General features: G+C 33.6%; 18 protein-coding genes. 15 read left to right on the top strand and 3 right to left on the bottom strand.

The annotated features are described in order from the left end of the window. Nucleotides 1–239: 239 nt before the first annotated feature. From HZA77_15825 to HZA77_15765, 13 genes are all read left to right on the top strand, one after another. Nucleotides 240–1,079 carry a P-loop NTPase gene (locus HZA77_15825; protein ID MBI5376901.1) on the top strand — a complete coding sequence of 280 codons (840 nt, stop codon included), beginning with the start codon at nucleotides 240–242 and terminating at the stop codon, nucleotides 1,077–1,079. A gap of 11 nt (nucleotides 1,080–1,090) precedes the next feature. Then, nucleotides 1,091–1,852, top strand: coding sequence for a FliA/WhiG family RNA polymerase sigma factor (locus tag HZA77_15820; protein ID MBI5376900.1), 762 nt, complete (start codon nucleotides 1,091–1,093; stop codon nucleotides 1,850–1,852). Nucleotides 1,853–1,934: 82 nt separating this feature from the next. After that, on the top strand, nucleotides 1,935–2,645 hold the full coding sequence (locus HZA77_15815; GenBank protein ID MBI5376899.1) for a HAMP domain-containing histidine kinase: 711 nt from the start codon (nucleotides 1,935–1,937) through the stop codon (nucleotides 2,643–2,645). A gap of 302 nt (nucleotides 2,646–2,947) precedes the next feature. Further along, the gene (locus HZA77_15810) at nucleotides 2,948–3,172 is read left to right on the top strand and encodes a flagellar biosynthesis anti-sigma factor FlgM (GenBank protein MBI5376898.1); all 225 of its coding nucleotides are present in this window, start codon (nucleotides 2,948–2,950) and stop codon (nucleotides 3,170–3,172) included. A gap of 196 nt (nucleotides 3,173–3,368) precedes the next feature. Beyond that, complete coding sequence (gshA, locus tag HZA77_15805) at nucleotides 3,369–4,625, top strand: glutamate--cysteine ligase (protein ID MBI5376897.1); 1,257 nt, start codon at nucleotides 3,369–3,371, stop codon at nucleotides 4,623–4,625. After that, complete coding sequence (locus tag HZA77_15800) at nucleotides 4,606–5,574, top strand: hypothetical protein (GenBank protein ID MBI5376896.1); 969 nt, start codon at nucleotides 4,606–4,608, stop codon at nucleotides 5,572–5,574. Before gshA ends, HZA77_15800 begins: the two co-directional genes overlap by 20 nt. Before the next feature lie 170 nt (nucleotides 5,575–5,744). Beyond that, a complete protein-coding gene (locus tag HZA77_15795; protein MBI5376895.1) occupies nucleotides 5,745–6,056 on the top strand; it encodes a hypothetical protein in 312 nt (103 codons plus the stop codon). Nucleotides 6,057–6,149: 93 nt separating this feature from the next. Beyond that, nucleotides 6,150–6,596, top strand: coding sequence for a hypothetical protein (locus HZA77_15790; GenBank protein MBI5376894.1), 447 nt, complete (start codon nucleotides 6,150–6,152; stop codon nucleotides 6,594–6,596). A gap of 55 nt (nucleotides 6,597–6,651) precedes the next feature. Beyond that, nucleotides 6,652–8,640 carry an ATP-dependent helicase gene (locus HZA77_15785; GenBank protein MBI5376893.1) on the top strand — a complete coding sequence of 663 codons (1,989 nt, stop codon included), beginning with the start codon at nucleotides 6,652–6,654 and terminating at the stop codon, nucleotides 8,638–8,640. 269 nt (nucleotides 8,641–8,909) lie between these two features. After that, nucleotides 8,910–10,094, top strand: a complete 1,185-nt coding sequence (locus tag HZA77_15780; protein MBI5376892.1) for an HD domain-containing protein — start codon at nucleotides 8,910–8,912, stop codon at nucleotides 10,092–10,094. A 28-nt stretch (nucleotides 10,095–10,122) separates the two neighbouring features. Beyond that, nucleotides 10,123–11,037, top strand: a complete 915-nt coding sequence (locus HZA77_15775) for a Ppx/GppA family phosphatase (GenBank protein MBI5376891.1) — start codon at nucleotides 10,123–10,125, stop codon at nucleotides 11,035–11,037. A gap of 171 nt (nucleotides 11,038–11,208) precedes the next feature. Beyond that, complete coding sequence (locus tag HZA77_15770; protein ID MBI5376890.1) at nucleotides 11,209–12,252, top strand: PD40 domain-containing protein; 1,044 nt, start codon at nucleotides 11,209–11,211, stop codon at nucleotides 12,250–12,252. A gap of 141 nt (nucleotides 12,253–12,393) precedes the next feature. Then, a complete protein-coding gene (locus HZA77_15765) occupies nucleotides 12,394–13,221 on the top strand; it encodes a response regulator (protein MBI5376889.1) in 828 nt (275 codons plus the stop codon). A gap of 49 nt (nucleotides 13,222–13,270) precedes the next feature. Here HZA77_15765 and HZA77_15760 read toward each other — a convergent pair whose 3' ends face one another. Continuing rightward, nucleotides 13,271–14,248 carry a hypothetical protein gene (locus tag HZA77_15760; protein MBI5376888.1) on the bottom strand — a complete coding sequence of 326 codons (978 nt, stop codon included), beginning with the start codon at nucleotides 14,246–14,248 and terminating at the stop codon, nucleotides 13,271–13,273. A gap of 319 nt (nucleotides 14,249–14,567) precedes the next feature. On the opposite strand from HZA77_15760, the gene HZA77_15755 reads away from it, so the two are divergent. After that, a complete protein-coding gene (locus HZA77_15755; protein ID MBI5376887.1) occupies nucleotides 14,568–15,329 on the top strand; it encodes a DNA-binding protein in 762 nt (253 codons plus the stop codon). A gap of 1 nt (nucleotide 15,330) precedes the next feature. On the opposite strand, the gene HZA77_15750 is transcribed toward HZA77_15755, so the two are convergent. Beyond that, on the bottom strand, nucleotides 15,331–15,906 hold the full coding sequence (locus HZA77_15750) for a flavodoxin family protein (GenBank protein MBI5376886.1): 576 nt from the start codon (nucleotides 15,904–15,906) through the stop codon (nucleotides 15,331–15,333). 114 nt (nucleotides 15,907–16,020) lie between these two features. On the opposite strand from HZA77_15750, the gene HZA77_15745 reads away from it, so the two are divergent. Further along, nucleotides 16,021–16,200 carry a hypothetical protein gene (locus tag HZA77_15745; protein MBI5376885.1) on the top strand — a complete coding sequence of 60 codons (180 nt, stop codon included), beginning with the start codon at nucleotides 16,021–16,023 and terminating at the stop codon, nucleotides 16,198–16,200. Between the two features lie 53 nt (nucleotides 16,201–16,253). On the opposite strand, the gene HZA77_15740 is transcribed toward HZA77_15745, so the two are convergent. Further along, a complete protein-coding gene (locus HZA77_15740; protein ID MBI5376884.1) occupies nucleotides 16,254–17,279 on the bottom strand; it encodes an N-acetyl-gamma-glutamyl-phosphate reductase in 1,026 nt (341 codons plus the stop codon). Nucleotides 17,280–17,692: the final 413 nt, after the last annotated feature.

Genomic DNA, 17,692 nt, shown 5'->3' with positions numbered 1-17,692 from the left:
TTAAATAAATAACGATGTCATTCATTTATGTGGCAAATAATTGCCTATATTTGAAAACCTTAAAATACTATTTTATCTTAAAATACCGCAATAAAATATTATCTACCCCTGTAACTAATTGAATAATAGGAACTAAACTTGAAATCACGTTTGCAGAACTTCTAATGGCATATTTCTTGCTTTTTACCTTAAGCGAAACAGAAGTAAACATAACAAGCTGTAAAATTAGGATGGAAATTATGACTCATAATCAAAATATAAAAAGAGTAGTCAGCATAACAAGTGGAAAAGGTGGAGTAGGCAAAACTACTATAGTTTATAACCTTGCCTCTGCCCTTAATGAGATGGGTATAAAGGTATTAATTCTTGATGCAGACCTTGCTCTAGGGAATATCGATCTTTTTGCAGGAATAAGACCTCTATTTACTTTACGGGATGTAATTAACGGCCAGAAAAAACTTGATGAAATAGTTATAGACGCAGGTAATGGGATAAAGATCATCCCTACATCTTCTGGTGATCAGGATATGATTTTTTTAAATGAAGAGCAAAAAATAAATCTCATATCTGAATTTGATAACTTCAAAAACTGTTTTGACATACTTTTAATAGATACAGATGCAGGAATATCTTCAAACGTAATTTACTTTGCAACGATATCGCAGGAAATATCTGTTGTAATAACACCCGACCCGGCATCTCTCCATGATGCGCTCGCACTTATAAATATCCTTTCAAATAAATATGGAGAAAAATCCTTCAATGTTATTGCAAACTGCGCGCGAAATGAAAAAGAAGGAAAACAATTATTCATCGATTTTGCAAACATGGTGGATAAGAAATGCAATGTAAGCCTCCATTATCTTGGAACAGTGGCATTTGATGCTAAATTAATTGAAGCTGTTCAGAAGCAAAAGGCAGTTTGTGAAATATTTCCCGATACAGCTTCATCTAAGGAGTTCAAGCAAATGTCTAAAGTTTTGATGGACCTTCCTAACAAACCTTTTCCTAAAGGAAATTTGCAGCTGCTACTCAGAAACTCTCTCGAGCAGTCTAAACAAAGGTTCACTAAAATATAAAGGTAAATAACATGAAACGATTAGTCTTAAAAAAGAGGATTCGGAGCAAAACTGGTAATTGCAGGGTTGTTAATAGAGAAGAACTTATTATTAAGTTTCTACCCTTTACAAAGTCTATAGCTGAAAGGATATCTCTAAGGCTGCCAAAGAATGTTGAGGTAGATGAACTTGTAGCAGCAGGCATAATTGGCCTAATGGATGCAGTCGAAAAATTTGATCCTTCAAAACAGATCAAGTTTAAGACATATGCTGAATTCAGAATTCGTGGAGCAATATTGGATGAATTGCGCGCTATGGACTGGTTGCCGCGTTCCTTGCGACGTAAGACTTCTCAGTTAGAAGATGCTTACTCCAAGCTTGAGCAGGATTTTGGCAGACCAGCAACAGATAAAGAGGTAGCGGATTTCTTAAATATAGATGTAAGTGAGCTTTATGATATGTTAAAAAGCGTTAGGGGAAAGTCACTTATCAGTCTTGACGAGCCAATAGATGGTGAAGTCAAAGGGAAGACATTGCTCGAATGTATTGCAAGTCCGGATACAAAAGATCCACTAGAAAAAACCAGGGCAAAAGAAACAAAAGAAATAGTTGCTAAGGCAATTGAAGCGCTGCCTGAAAAAGAACGACTAGTAATATCACTATACTATTACGAAGAATTGACTATGAAAGAGATTGGACAAATTATGGATGTAACTGAATCACGGATTTCACAGATTCATACTAAGGCAACTATAATCCTTAAAAATAGATTTAAAAAAGCAGCAAATCTTTAAAATATTTACTATCATTTTTTTATGAAACTTGAAATAAACAAAAAAGACATTTTGTTAGTTAGTGTAATTACAGAGGAAATCAATGAACAAAAATCTTAAAGATGTACTTATCAGTATTCATCATAAATACCTTTTAGGTAAATTTACAGGTGATATTTTCCATGAAGTCAATAATATAGTAGGTGCATCTATAGGATTTGCCCAGCTTGCGCAAATTAGTATGAAAGAAGATGATATTAAAAAAATGATAGAAGTAGTGCTTCGCTCTACCGGAAGAGTTAAAGAAATAAGCAGATCTGCACAAAATTATTTATCAGATTATAATGGGTCTGCTGGGATTAATGACGTCTCGTTGCTGATTTCAGAGTGCATTCAACTAGTAAAGAAAAGCTTTACAAAAAAAGGAGCACAAATATCGTTTAATAATAATGGGATTATATCATTTTCAACAGACACCGGATTGTTGAGACATGCTGTATTAAGTATGATATCGTTTCTTTTTGAGAATCTTGAGAACGGTGGTACCGTATCTGTAAATGTAGAAAAGGCAGGTAGCGAAAAAATAAAAATATCATTTTTGTATGAAAATATCAGTTCAACTCATATCGATACAATAATACATGCAACAGAAGAAGAAAATAGCTTTGAAGATTTATATAAGGATGATGCAGTTACTAGATATTATGACGGATATGTAGCATTATATGTGTTAAAGAATAAATTAGGTGGAACTATTATTGGATCGCCAGATTCAATAACTGTTCTACTCGATGAAAAGAAATATAATTTATAGATTTCTGGTAAAATTCTATTTTTTGAAGTTCCTTATTTATCACTTTTTTTAATCAGATCATTGTCTGTCCTTAGAATATGAGCGCGAAAATTAAGCCTCATAATCCTATATTAGGTAAGTGACCGGACATAATAAAATGCCCCAACCTTCTATTATGAAGAATCGATCAACTACTGCTGTGGATATCTTTAAGAAAATTATATTTGACAATTGATATACGCTGTCTAAAGTAATAAATATTAGAAGTCGATTGTTGAATTAATTAATTTGATACAAGTCTCTTGTATAAACTGACAAGGTCTATGGACAAATATAAGAAAGAGAAAACCAGGGAATTGATAGCGTTGATTGAAGATAATGTCAATAGACAAGCAAAAGTTAAGAGAATTAAACGCCTTGTTAAGAAAGGAAATTATATAATTGATGCAGACAAAATTGCTGAAAAAATTGTATCTGATGCATTAATTAATGAATATCTTTTATTCTACCCCATTTTTTTGTACGTCAAACAAAAAACTAACCGTTAACAGTCTGTCCTTTTTTATCTCCGAATAAAGATAAATTTTCCATGTAAATTCCGTTATTAGCGCTATGTATATAGTTCCTGCGAAAATATTATTTATGTATTAATTATTTCTTTTAAGAAAAACCCTTGATTTGACTGTTCTCTAAAATATATATAGGGAACAATAATCTTAAAGAAATAATTAAATACCATATATAATGAACGCAATAAGAAGCCTCTTTGATATAATTTCTACAGATAATGAAGGTATACAAACATGGATAGATAAATCCACCGAAGGTCTCTTGCTACCTGTTTACTCTTCGCACGATATTAGAAATAGCGGATTTAAAGTTTCAACAGTTGATGCAAATGCATTTCCTGCCGGGTTCAACAACCTATGTGATAACAGTCTGAAAATTAGCTCAGAATATTTAAGAGAATATATGGTTTCAAATTTTCCTTTTGTAAGAAACATTCTTTTACTTGTTGAAGAACACACAAGGAATCTTTTTTATCTAGAAAATGTTTTTATTCTTAGTGAAATAATAAAAAATGCTGGTTACGATGTTGTATGTGGTATTCTTGGAACTTCGAAGTATAATCTGAATACTGTATCCAGAAAAGAAATTATTTTATACCCCGTAGAGTATAATCAAAGAAAAATCGCAGTAGCAGGTTTCATACCTGACATTGTCTTAAGTAATAATGATTTTTCTTCAGGAAAACCAGAACAATTATTTTCAATTGATCAACCTGTAATTCCTTTGCCTGAAATGGGGTGGTATAGAAGAAGAAAAAGTGAGCATTTCAGATTATATTGCAAATTGGCTGAAGAAATCGCAATGAAGTATTCATTTGATCCATGGCTTATTTCTGGTTATTATGATTGGGTAGAAGGAATTGATTTTAAATCAGAAAAAATGTTTGAAGAAACAGGTGAAAAAATTGATAGCGTTCTCAAAAAGATTCAGATGAAGTATAATGAATATTCAATCCCTGATAAGCCTTTTGTATTCATAAAAAACAACTCAGGTACATATGGAATGGCAGTTATGACAGCTGAATCAGGTAAGGATTTTATTTTAATGAATCGTGCGACAAAAAACAAAATGTCATATGGTAAAAATAAAGCGTTGGTTAGTAGTGTAATTATCCAGGAAGGGATACCTACAATTGATATGCTTAACGGTAAAGTCGCAGAACCTCTTCTTTATTTTATAGGCAAACATCCAGTCGGAGGTTTTTTTCGTTTTCACACTCAAAGAAATAAAAAAGAAAATTTGAATGTAAGAGGGATGCTTTTTGATTATGACAATCTTTGCCCTATGGATTCAGGCATGTTTTCAACCGCTAAGCAGTCGAATGTCGGTCAAGAAAACATTCAAATTTATAAACTAATAGGAATACTGTCCACTATAGCCCAAGCATACGAATCACAACAAATAATTAGCCATGAAAATAAAAAAACTTAAAGTCGGATTTTTACTCGACCCTGTTGAAAAGCTTGATGTTTCAGATGACACTTCTCTTCTATTGTTCAACGAGTTTAAATCAAGAGGGCATGAGCCATTTTATATTCATTCATCCGATATTTTTGTTCAAAACGGAAAATTAATGGCAAGACTTTGTTATGGAGAATACAATAAAAATTTTGACCCTATTTCGATACGGATAAAGGTTGTAACTGCTGACACTTTAGATTGCCTTATGGTAAGGCTTGAACCACCATATGATCTTAATTACTTCTATATTACACACCTCCTTAATCTAATAAAAAAAAATGTTTTCCTGGTAAACTACCCTAAGGGATTGAGAGAAGTTTCTGAAAAACTATTTATTTTAAAATACCCGGAACTTATACCTCCCACAATTGTTTCTAAAGACATCAGATTATTAAAACAATTTATTCTTTCGTACAGAAAAGTGATTGTAAAACAACTAAATATGTTTGCCAGTAAACAACTTGTAATAATTGATAGCTCTTCAAAAGAGCTTCATGAACCACTTAAATTTGCTACAAACAATGGTGAAAAATATGTGATGGCTCAAAAATACCTGGATGATATTCATGTGGAAGGAGATAAAAGGATACTTTTTTTGGATGGCAAGATTATTGGAGCTTATAAGAGGGTTCCTAAGAAAAATGATTTTAGAAGCGACCCTGATTATGGTGGTGAAAACATGCCAGCAATATTATCAAAGAAGGAAGATGTTATTTATTGTAAATTAGCGAAAGATGTTTTAGCTCATGGTATATATTTTGGAGGAATAGATTCTATTGGAGGAAAGCTTACAGAGATAAATGTAACATGTCCTGCTGGGATAATTCCAATAAACAAGTTATACAATAAAAAGCTTGAGAAAGATTTTGTTGATTTTGTAGAGAAAAAGGTTGTTTTGATGAAAGAGAAGAAGCACTAAAAAAAAATTTCTTTAATCCATGGGGGATAAAAATTATTTTAAATCTTTGCACAATTATAGTGCAAAATGGTAAATTGCAAATGATGGCATGAAGTTAAATTACCTTTTTAACAAATTATCCACAGGGTTTTCCTACAAACTCTGGGAAACAGGTCATTGATAGGCTAAATATGAAGATAGAAAATGACAATAGAATTTGTTATTTTTGCAAAAAGGAAGTTGCTTCTGAAAGTTCTAAAGTAAGCATTAATGGAACATGCCATTGGTGTGGTAATGACCTTCATTGCTGTTTGAATTGTAAATATTTTGACGAATCTAAACCAAATAAATGTTCTGAACCGGAAAGTGAGTGGATTAGTAATAGAGAGAGAAGAAATTATTGCAGTTTTTTTGAATACAGATTAGAGAGTTATGAAGGTTTTCCAGGGGAGAAATTGAAGGAAGAGCTTAAGAAAAAAGCTGATTCTCTTTTTAAAAAATAGAAACAATGAGATAAATTGAAAAATGTTTATATATCATATAAAATCATATTATAATAATTGTACTTTATATTATCTTTGATGAGGATCAGGTAAATGGCAATAAGCGATAAAGAAGAAGATGAAATAAGAATTCGCATGAGAGAAGAACTTGAAAGAAAAGAAAAAGAGCGTCTGGAAGCTATCGCTCATTTAAAACAAGTTCAGCAAAATGATAATAGTTTTAATCAAAGTGAAGTTGATGCAGAGAAAAGGGATGAACTCAGAAGAATTGAAATTGCTGAGGAAGAAAAAAGAAAATTCTATAAAGAAAAGGGGTATATCCCTGTAAAGGACAGAGCTGGCAACTTATACTGGTTGACTAAAGAAGAATATGAAGAAAAAAAACATAGAATAAAATCTAAACACAGTTCACAGAACAAGACTGAACTTGAGATAACTGAAGAAACTATTAAAAAAAGTTCCAAGTACTTATTTGCTGGCCTTCTTTTTTTTGTACTGCTTGCAATGATAATTCTAGTCGCTACCTTTATCATTGGTTGATTTCTTCATTACTTAGATCTTTACGGGCCTACGTTAATAATTATGCCGGAATAAAATGGAAAAATATATATTAGTTAAACATACAAATGAAGAAATTCACTTAAATAAACCAATAGATTATAAAGAGGATCTCAATAGTACCCAATATGAGGCAGTTATGCACCGCAACGGCCCTATGCTTGTCATTGCAGGTGCTGGAAGTGGTAAAACAAGAACTCTCATATACAGAGTCGCAAGACTAATTAATGACAATATATTCCCTGAATCAATCTTACTTCTTACCTTTACAAAAAAAGCTGCTCAGGAGATGCTTAGGCGTTCGTCCATACTTATTGATAACAGATGCGAAAAAGTCTCAGGGGGAACTTTTCATTCATTTGCAAATAGCTTACTTAGAAAATATGTCCATTTAATTGGGATGAATAATAATTTTACAATTCTGGACAGAGGAGATAATGAAGATGTTATAGGTATTATAAGAAACAAATTAGGTCTGTCAGATAAGGAAAAAAGATTTCCCAAAAAAAATACCATCCAAAATATTATAAGCCTCAGTGTAAACCAATGCATATCAATAAATGAAGCTATAAAAAAAGACTGTCCGCATTTTGAGGAATGGACAGATGAAATTGTAAAACTTAAAGATAACTATATATCATACAAAAAAGAAAATAACCTTGTAGATTATGATGATCTGCTTATCTTGACTAATCATATCCTCGAACAGAAAGAAGATGTTAGGCATAAATTGTCTCAATTTTACCAGTATATAATGGTTGATGAATATCAGGATACTAACCGGATTCAGGCACAAATGGTCAGATTATTAGCTTATACTCATGATAACGTTGTTGCTGTAGGGGATGATTCTCAAAGCATTTATTCTTTTAGGGGAGCAACATTTAGGAATATTATGGATTTCCCAAAAGAATTTCCGGGCACTAAACTGATTACTCTCGAGGAAAATTACAGAAGCACGCAGAGTGTCCTTGATTTAACAAACAAAATTATCAGTTCAGCTAAAGAAAAATACCCTAAAAAATTATTTTCATCTAAAAATACAGGAAATGCACCAGCACTTATAAAAGCTCCTGACGAATTTTATCAGTCAAGATTTGTAGTCCAAAAAATCATGGAACTTAATGAGGAAGGTGTAGATTTAAGAGATATTGCAGTACTTTTCAGGTTTGGACATTTATCATATGATCTTGAAATAGAATTAAACCGCAGGAATATTCCTTATGTAAAATATGGTGGTTTTAAATTTATAGAAACATCTCATATCAAAGATATTCTTTCTTTCATACGTGTTATGATCAATCGAAATGACATAATTAGCTGGAGTAGGATGCTTCAGCTCATAGATGGTCTTGGAGAAAAAACAGCTATGCTGCTTGCTGAAGTAATGAAGAATACATCAATTATTACTGATAAAGATAAGATACTTTCATATGCAAATAAACGAAACAAAGAAGGAATCAAAAAGCTGCTCGATCTTTTATTCAAACTTAATGATAAAACGTTATCAGTAGCAGAACAGATTAGATTTATAATTGAATACTATTTGCCAATATTAAAAGAAAAATATGATGACTATCCTAAAAGAGTTAAAGACATTGATCACTTCATTGCTATTTCTGAAAGGTTCAAGAATATGGAAACGTTAGCAAGCGATATGGTGTTAGAACCACCATCTGAACGGAAAAGTATTTCTGACGTAACAGCGGAAGATAAATATGATGATTTGCTTGTACTCTCAACAATCCACTCAGCAAAAGGCCTTGAATGGCACACTGTTTTCATAATATGGACATTGGAAGGGATATTCCCATCCAGCTATTCACTTTGGCGCGAAGATGAGCTTGAAGAAGAAAGAAGACTGATGTATGTTGCAGCCACTAGAGCAAAAGAGAATCTTTTCATTTCTTATCCGGTTAATATTTATGAGCGTGGAAGTGGTATTCTGCTTACTAAACCATCACAATTTCTAACAGGTATACCTGGAAGCTTGCTTGAGCATTGGGCACTGGTAGATGATGATTGAAAAACACATTACCATAACTATTACTATGTAAAAGTGAAAAAATGGATAAAGAAGAGTTTGAGCAATTTTATGAAGGATCTGCGCTAATTGCAGATCCTGTTCATTCATACATTATTTTCACTTTACCGCGGAACAACAAAGAGTCTTCTGAAAAAGAACTTATTGATACTCCATGGTTGCAAAGATTAAGGCGCATATATCAACTTCAGAGCCTAAGATGGGTTTTCCCGTCTGCTGAACATAGCAGGTTCCAGCATTCTTTAGGTGCAATGCATATTGCAGGACGTTTGGGAAAGCATCTTTATCCATTCCTGAAAAAAAAATGCAAAGACTGTCCCTCAGCCAACTATATTGAAGAGCTTTTAAGAGTTACAGGGCTTCTTCATGATGTTGGACACGGGCCATTTGGCCATTTTTTTGATGATAACTTTCTTGACTACTACGGGATCACTCATGAGGATTTGGGGCAAAGGATAATAAATGAAAAACTTGCAGGGTTGATAAAGAAAATAAGAAGAAGTCCTTCTGGAGAATTTAAATCAGGTGAAATTCTTAAACCTGAATATGTAGCTCTTCTTATAAAAAAAGAAAAAATAAAAAAAACTGAAGGATATCCTCAATGGCTTAGAATGTTACTTCCAATTTTTAACGGGATTTATACTGCGGATAATATGGATTATGTTCTCAGGGATTCATATATGTGCGGAGTTAAGGTTGGACCAGTCGATATAGACAGACTAATATATTACACATTTTATTCTGACAAAGGATTAACTCTCCATAAGGCAGGTACTTCTGCTCTGACAATGTTTTTAAATGCCCGTTTTTACCTTTATTCTAATGTGTATTATCATAGAACTACAAGGGCCATTGATCTTCATTTAAGGGAAATATTCAGGAAGACAACATCTCTTATATTTCAGGACAATCCAATAGATAACCTAGACAAGTATCTTAAGCTTACAGACTGGTCACTTTCTGAAGAAGTTACTAACTGGAAGACTTCAAATGTGAAAGTTAAAAAAGAACTTTCAAAAGAGTGGGAGATGATACTTTTGAGAAAACCAAAGTGGAAACTCGCATTTGATTATACGAGGAGCATGGAACAATTAAATGTGGCAAATCCAGTAATAAGCGAAAAAGAATGGACTCAAAGAATCAGGGAACGGCTTCCAGAAGAATTGAAAGATTTAAATTTTGCAGTGGATGTTCAGGAACAAGATCCTCGACCTGAAAATCCTCTATCAATGGGAAATGAACAAATCTATATTTATAATCCGAACTCTGACAAAATATCTAAAGAAGCCCTGAAAGAATTATTTGAATTTATACCATCGAAAGTTTTTCATTATAGGGTTTTTACACTTAAGCACCAATATGACAAGATTGTAGGAGACATTGCTATGAGTGCTCTCACCGGCAGCACATTTGATAGGTTAAAAACAAATATTTGAGCTACGAGCTACTATTTTATCTTATAAAATGGATTCTATAAAAGCATCTATAGATATTGGAACAAATTCTGTGCTCCTTCTTGTAATTAGCTCAAAAGAGGAAGGGAATAATTTTGAAATTCTTGCGGAAGATGCAAGAATTACAAGAATAGGGGAGGGAGTTAGTGACAGTTCGTTTTTAAAGTATGATGCAATGAAAAGAACAATCAATGTTCTGCAAGAATATAAAAAAATAGCTACTGAACTTGGGGCATCAGTTGTCAAAGTAGTTGCAACAAGTGCAGTAAGAGATGCAAAGAATTCAAGTGAATTTATTGCCTTGGCAAAACAAAGTGTCAACATAGATGTAGAGATAATATCTGGTGATAGAGAAGCAGAGTTGGTATATGAATCTGCAATAACATCAGCGAAGTCATTTCACATCAATCGGATGCTTGTTGTTGATATCGGAGGGGGTAGCACAGAATTTATAGTTGGAAAAGAAAGTAAAATTGAAAAAGTAAGAAGCTTGCAATGTGGTTCAGTTAGAATGACAGAAGAATGCTTGAGAGATGACCCGCCAACACCTTTCGAAATGAAATTACTGAGGAAAATTGTACAAAGAAAATTATCTGAAATAATCCCTTCTGAATGGGAAGCAGAGTGCTGTATAGGCGTTGCTGGAACAGTTACTACTGTCGCACAGATAATGCTTGGTATTATGCATTACAAAAGGAGTTTAATTGAGGGATACAAAATTGAAATACAAAGATTAGAAGAGCTTATTGATAAGCTCTCTATGTTAAAAATTGAAGAGCGTAAGAAAATAACTGGTCTTCATCCGGATCGGGCAGATGTGATTCTTGCAGGAGCTGTTATACTGCAGGAAATAATGAACCATTTTAATTATTCTTTTGTTATTACAAGCACAATGGGATTGAGGTACGGTCTCTTGATGAACTAATAAATTGCAAAGTCTATACAAGTTCAGTCAATCATATTTTCACAAATAATTAAAAACATTTACAAAAAGCAAATACAATTAACCTTGACTTGAATTAACCTCACAAAGTATATACTCCCATTTAAGGATTTGCAGAATGCTTTTGAACAAACAATATAAAAGGAGAAATGCATGAAAAAAAGAGTTTTTGCTGTTTGTATGTTTTTTTTCGTTATGACTATGTTTACCCTATTTTTTAATTTACAAACTGCAGTAGCAGAAGATGTAAAACCTCAAGAAGTTAGCCAGGAACTCCCGGTAAAGCACATTCCTAACATCCCAAAAGCTGCCGAGTCATATTTTTCTCCTGACAGCAAGAGCCTTATCTGTCAAGCACAGTTTCCGGAAGACGCAAAAAAAGATCCCAATGCATATCATGCTTATACAGCAAATATTGACGGCACAAATATTTTCTGCCTCAATAATAAGGGGGAGGATGCCTGCAATTATTTCTGCCCTGATGGCAAACACATAGTTTGGACTTCAACAAAAGATCACCTTGACATGCCAAAAGGCAACTGGTCTGACCCGAAAGATTATCCGCAGGGAGCTGAGCTTTATATGTCTGACCTTGACGGCAAAAATGAAAAGCGACTTACCAACAACAACTACTACGATGCTGAAGTAACAGTTTCTCCTGACGGCAAATGGATTCTTTTTGGCCGCCAGATTAACGGCATGATGGACCTTTGGAAAATGAACTTTGACGGTACAGGCGAGACACAGATTACCCATACTCCTGACTGGCAGGAAGGTGGTGCTAACTATATGTCTGACTCAAAAACAATACTCACCCGTGCATGGAAAAAAGAGGATGAAGGCAAACCTTCCAAAGAAATGCAGATTTTTACAATTAAAGACGACGGCACTGGCACCTTGACACAGATTACCAAGGAAGGCTTTAACTGGGCTCCTTTTCCGCATCCTGACGGAAAGCACTTTGCTTTTGTTAAAATATTACCTGCTAAGACACATCCAGGTCCAAACTTTGAAATATATATGATGAATATGGAAACTGGAAAACAAACTCGTCTTACATACACTGATGCTTTTGATGGATTCCCTTCTATTTCTCCTGATGGAAAAATGATGATGTTTTCATCAAGCCGTAACGCTCCTCCAGGTGAACGCACACTGTCTTTGTTCATCATGGATATAAGTTCTTTTAAAGACTAACAATTACTTTTTAAAAGTAAGGGCTGTAAATTTTGAAAAAAATTTACAGCCTTTTTTTTTATAAATTTTTTAACATCGTAATTCATTCATAAGATAGATATTAGTATGCCGATAGTTAAATAAAATGGGAGATAAAGTAGAATGGATGAACCGATAGGAATTTTGTGCGTTGCAAATGATATAGCTATTCTTAATTCAATAATAAAAGTGTTTATAGACTCTGATTACGAAATAATTACAGCGCAATCTGGGAAAGAAGGACTTGATATTCTGAATAACAACGTTTCAATTCCAGCTCAAATTGTTATTGCTGATTATAAAATGCCCGAGATGAATGGTGTGGAATTTCTACAGAAAGTATCAGAAATATTTCCTGATACTATTAGAATAGCTCTGTCAGAACACACTGATACAAATGCTGTAGTTCAGGCAGTAAATAGCGGCAAAATTTATAAGGTTATAGCAAAGCCATGGAATGATGACACATTTAAAATTGAAATTTTAAATGCAGTTGAAAGATATTTTCTTTATAAAAAGAATACGCAGTTAACTGACAAACTCAAAAAAACAAACGAAGAGATCCAAAAATTAAATAAATACTTAGAAAAACTGGCAAAGGAAAGAAACTCCATGCTTATGGTTCAAAGGAAAGTTATTAACCACTCACAGGAAATTCTTAATTATTTACCAGTTGCAGTAGTAGGCGTAGATTCGGAGGGAAGTTTAGTTCTGTGTAATAAAAAAGGCATGAATTTAATAAATTTTGTTGGAGAAAATATTGTAGGAATGAATAGAGAGGATATTCTTCCTGAGAATATTAACCTGTTCATTGATAGACTTATAGAGAAGGGAAAGCTTGAAGAACATATTGAAATAGACGGCTTTAAATTTAAAACGAATGGTTCTTTTATTAAAAGAAATGACGGTTGGTGCGGTGCTCTAATAGTGTTTGATGAACTAGAAAACTAGAAGAACACTTGATTTATAAAATAATTCTACATAATTATTATTGTTTCTCTCAACTCAACAAGCTCAAGATATCTTCAACAATTGTTTTTGATCCAACATAAAGGGCTGTTCGCTGATGAGGCTTATTGGGCTGTACTTCTAAAATAGAATTGCCTTTTTCATCAATTGCATGTCCTCCTGCTTCACGACACATAAACGCTACAACAGCAGCCTCATACATAAGCCTGAGCTTACCATCAGGCCGGTTTTTCTTTGAATCGGGATGATTGACAATCGCAGGATACATAAACATCCCTCCGTTTGAGAGGAGTCTGTGAAAATCTCCCGCCAGTGCACCTATATATCTGAATGCAAATTTTCTTTCATTATCAGCTATCCATTTTTGAATTTTATTATTATAGGTGAAGCGATTTGTTGAGTTGAATGAGAGCTCCCAGTTTTTATTATTCTCTGGTAGGTTCATTCTTACTGGTTTAACATAATTCATAGTTTCATCGATGTGAAATCTCCATGTTCCGGCCTCCCTTAATGCAAGGGTAAAAGTTCCGGTAGGTATAACAAACATCCCTGCAGCTATAAACTCCCTTCCTTTTCTTAAATGAAAATCTTCATCTCCATTAAGGTTCCTTTTGGCAATTCCAAAAAGGAATCCTACAGGAAGAACATGAGCGACATTCGATGATCCATCAAGTGGATCAAAATAAACGAAATAGCGCCCTCCATCAATGTTTAAAGGAATAATATCATCAGATTCTTCGCTTATAGCATGTATGACGCGGCCAGAAGTTTTGAGATAATGAATGGTAATCTCATGTGCAATTTGATCCATCCTCATTACATCCTCACCTTGAATATTAACGGTTGAAGCTGAACCAAGATTTCCCCTTAATGCTCCAGTTAGATAATAGTATTGAATATGTTTAGCTGCACTTATTAATGCATCCATAAGTATAAGGAAATGATGAGTACGGTTGTGTGTTTCCTGGTGCTGGAGCAGGAAATTCATGAATGTCTGTTCGAATTGCATTACTTCCCTCCATTTTATTATTTAATAACTCAGTTTTAGAATTCCGTTCGATTCGGGGTATAATTTAATAAAGATGTTATTAATAAAGATTAATTCGAAGTTGTTTTTTTAAATATTAATATTAATTGAATTTTTCCAATAATATCAATGGATCAACCTCCATTAAAGTAATGTGAATTTAATATATTTTATTTAAAAAGGCAATGTTATCATAACAAATGCTTGTTAATTTCATCTAGAAGAAATAATATATTTTTTCGTTTAGGTGAGATGAATATTGAATTGAGATGACAATCAATAAAACTTAAGGAGAACTTTTATGAAGTTTGCAATGAAGCTACAATTATCTTTATTTCTATGTCTTTTAACACTTAACTACGGAACGCTTTTAATGGCTGCCCAAGGAGCATCGGATAGTATAACTATAAGTGATATGAATAAGGCTACAACTGAAGTCCCTACTATTGTCGGGAAAGTGGTGGAAACATTTAACAGCGGCGGCTATACATATGTATTACTGGAAAAAAACGGGAAAAAAACTTGGGTTGCTGCACCTGTCGCAGACGTGAAAGTAGGAGAGGAAGTAGTTTTTCAGGCAGGTAATTTAATGCCAAGTTTTACAAGCAAGACACTAAATAGAACATTTGAAAATATAATTTTTTCGCCAGGAGTTGTAGGTAAAAAAGGTGTAACATCACAACCATCAAAGTTAAGCACCACCGAGAGCCATACACAAACAGCAAAATCTGTAGAAAAAATAAAAGTTAGTAAAGCGAGTGGTCCAAATGCTTACACAGTCAGCGAGCTGTATGAAAAAAGTAAGCAGCTAGACAATAAAAATGTTGTCGTTAAAGGAAAAGTTGTCAAGGTATCTCCTGGAATAATGAAAAAAAACTGGGTACATCTGCAAGACGGTACAGGAAGTGATGATAAAAAGAATAATGACATAGTTGTAACTACACAGGATATGCCTTCAGTTGGCGATGTAGTAGTTGCTAGCGGCATATTATACAAAGATAAAGATTTTGGTTCAGGTTATAAATATAGCGTGATAGTTGAAAATGCTAAAATATCAAAGTAGGTTAGGCGTTGATTTTTTTTAAGAGCCAAGACATGTTTATACCGAGGGTACGCATTGTCTGAATACCTTCTGTGTCACTTTTAACATCCCCTGGCTCTCTTCCTATTGCTATGTTCCAGTAACTTGAACCTGGAACAATCATCTGCCCAATAAGGAAGAAATAGTTTATAGAAGTAAAAGCATGTATGGCTCCGGCTCGTCTAACGGCAATTACTGCTGCTCCAACTTTGCGTTTTAGCAAGTCGTTATTAGCGCGTGACACCATTCCACATCTTTCTATTAGAGCTTTCAGGTTGGTAGAAATATCTGCAAAATATGTTGGAGATCCAAGCAGTATTCCTTGTGATAGATACATCAGGTTGAAGTAATCGTTTACAACATCGTCATCTATAGCACATTTCATGTTTTTGTTTTCAAAGCATTTGTAGCATGCAATACAACCCTGAATTCTTTCGCCTGCGAGGTTTTTAATTTCTGTTTCAATCCCCTCAGATTTTATTTCATCGAGAACAATGTTCAATATTATTGAAGTATTGCCATCTTTCCGTGCACTTCCATTAAATGCTATTACCTTCATTGTCTTTCCTCCTTACTCTACTATAACAGAGTGCTTGAAATATTTATCAATAAACTTAAATTTATTATAGGTAAAGTTAAACATAATATTTTTTAAAATGAAAGGGGTGAGGTTATGACTACAATGGAACTTAATGAAAAAGAAGCCAAATTGCTTCATGATGTTCTTGAATCAGATCTTTCAGACCTTCGAATGGAAATTAGCAATACTGACAGTCAGACATTCAAGGAAGGCTTGAAGGAGAAAGAGGGTTTAATATCCGGATTGTTAAAGAAATTGGTGTCTGCTAATTAATTATCGGAGCAATAAAAGGGATAAATTATTTAACTGAAAAATGGCCAAATAAATCAATTAAGACCTGAATCTTCTTCAAGTCCAAACATTATATTCATATTTTGAACAGCCTGTCCTGATGCCCCTTTGATTAAATTATCAATAGCAGAAAAAACTACCAGTTGTCCCCGTGTTCTATCTACTCTTGCTCCGATACAGCAGAAGTTAGTGTTTATTACATTTGAAAGAGCAGGGAACTTTCCAGTTGGGCATATCTTTATAAATTGTGAATTAACATAGAACTCTTTGAACACATCAATAAGCGCTTTTTCAGAGATACTGTTCTTTATTTTGAAAAATATGGTAGACAGTATCCCCCTGTCAACCGGAAGCAGGTGCGGTATGAATGTTACAGAAACAGGTTCATGAGCAACTTCCTTTAGTTCCTGTTCTATTTCAGGAGTATGTCTGTGCTCCCCAACTTTATATGGAAAAAGGTTCCTGTAACTGTCCATAAACATATTCATTCCGGGTTTTGGATTTCTTCCTGCACCGGAAACACCAGAACTGGAGGAAATGCATATGTTTTGAGTTTCCACAATATTTAATTTCAACAATGGCGCAGAAGCAAGGATTATACTTGTTGGGTAGCATCCGGGATTGGCCACAAGCCATGCTTTCTTTATTTGATCTTCATATAGCTCTGGCAGTCCATAAACTGCTTCAGAAAGCAACTTCTTGCTCTTATGTTCAAAACCATACCATTTTTTATGGGTTGCCGCATTTTTTATCCTGAAGTCTGCACTAAGGTCTATTACTTTGATACTGGATTTTTTCAGTTTTTCAGCAATTAAGTGTGCATAACCATTGTCCTTAGTAAGAAAAAGTACATCACAGTTTTTGCAAATTTCATTAATATTAAATTTTGAAAAAACAAGGTCTGTTTCCCCCATAAGCGACGAATGGACCTCGTTAAGTGCTTTTCCCTCATAGTGCTCTGATTCAGCGTAAATCAGTTCTGCCATTGGGTGCTTAAGAATTATCTTTATCAGAACTTCAGCTGTAAGACTCGATGCACCTGCTATTCCTACTCTAATCATCTTGATTGTTCTTCTCCGTTTAAATTTTCATTATGTATTGTTATATTTCATTATAACATGAAACACAATTTTCTTGATAATATGGATAATCCAATTTACGTCAAGATTAAAGGTTATTTTTATGTAGCATATGATGATACAATAAAATTATTTAATGCACAGAGAACATTGTATTATAATTTAGCCATAATCTAAGAGTAAAATAGCTCCATTAAAACAAAACATTAGCTGAATGGAATTCACGTTGCTATAATTGGCACTTTAATTGCTAAGCTTAAAATGGAACCTCACAATTAAAAAAAGAGTCTAAAGTAAAAAAGAGAAGGAGATAAAACAATGTTAAATGGGCGTATTCATAAACTTATTCCTTGGGTTTATATTATTTTTTTTCTATTTGTCCCACATGTATATGG

It is taken from the genome of Candidatus Schekmanbacteria bacterium (assembly GCA_016219965.1).
Lineage (GTDB): Bacteria > Schekmanbacteria > GWA2-38-11 > GWA2-38-11 > J061 > JACRJM01.
Note: the sequence above shows the minus strand (reverse complement) of the source record. Positions and strands in the feature narration are given on the sequence as shown.